Below are 1,248 nucleotides of genomic sequence, written 5' to 3' on the forward strand. Positions count from 1 at the left end.
TTCTGAAGATCTTGCGTGTGGGGTTGTCTGGCTGTGGGCTGTAGGGCCCCTTGTGTCAGGTGTGGGTTGTGGTGATCGTCCAGGTGCCGTTGGTGATGTCGAGTCCGAGGTTGATCAGTCGGCGGAGGTTGAGGGCGGCAGCCCGATGGTGGAGCCAGGCATCGTTTTTGAAGATGCCTCGGTAGCGGAGTCTGCGGCTGTGGTGGGTGAGCCAGGCAATGCCGCGTTCGACCAGGGGGCGCCAGTGGCGGTATTCGCCCTGCCAGGCAGGGTCAGTGGTGGCTTGGTGGCGGGCGGCTGCCTGGGCATCGTGGTGGGGGCCGATGGTGACGGTCCGCCCTGCCCTGCCTGTGGTGCACCGTCCGCGCAAGGGACAGTCGGTGCATAACTGGTGGTAGTAGGCACGTCGTTGCCGGTGAGGACCGCTTGGAGCGGTCAGTGCCACGGTGTGTCCGGCTGGGCAGGTCACCACCCCGGCCGTTGTGTCGATACGGAAGTCGTCGAGGGTGAAGCCGCCGGGGACGGCCGGCCGCAGTGTCGGGGGTTTGACGATCGGGGTGTGTCCGGCAGCCGCCAGGCGGGCACGGGCTTCGCCGGTGCCGTAGGCGGTATCGCCCAGCACGGTCAGTGCCTGGTCCTCCTCGGCGAGCAAGTCCTCGGCGACAACGGCCTCGCGGTTGTCCCCACCATCACCGCGACGCAGAGCAACCGCGGTGAACAGGCCGGTCTCCGGCTCCACGGCCACATGGCCCTTGTAGCCGTCCGCGCGCTGGTGGCGACTCTTGTGGATATGCCTGGCCTCGGGGTCGGTGGTGGAGACCATCCGGCTCCCGGCGGTGCCCTGGGCGATGCGCCAGCGGCCATCGGTGCCATCGGAGTCCTCGGCCAACTCCACATCCTGCCCGGCGACCAGGGCCAAGATGCCCACCGCATCCGCAGCCTGCTCACCGAGGTTGTGTTCAGGCAGATGACCCAGCAGCCGCAGCGCGTCACCCACCAGGCCATCCACCAGTGCCTCACGGGCTGCCGGGTCGTCCCAGGCGATCCGGGGCTTTCCCGGATCGCGATAGTCGTGCGCGGTGCACCACAGGGCAGCGATCTCGGCGGCACCGGGCACGTGGCGGATCACCCGGCGGATCGCGGCGATCAGCTGGGTCACCGTGTCCTGGGTGGCCACCGCATCCTCGAACACCGTCGAGTCCAGCGCCCGCCTGCGGCGGCCTTTCAGCACGCCGGTGGCGTTGATGA

The 1,248-nt window shown here is 68.6% G+C and carries 1 protein-coding gene; it reads right to left on the reverse strand.

The window, feature by feature from the left end; genetic code table 11:
- Positions 1 to 55: 55 nt before the first annotated feature.
- Positions 56 to 1,248, reverse strand: a 1,193-nt coding sequence (locus ACIQU6_RS45005) for a transposase (RefSeq protein ID WP_403488570.1), incomplete at its 5' end; no start/stop codon positions are given.

This window comes from Streptomyces sp. NPDC090442 (assembly GCF_044769405.1).
In the GTDB taxonomy this organism is placed as follows: Bacteria; Actinomycetota; Actinomycetes; order Streptomycetales; family Streptomycetaceae; genus Streptomyces.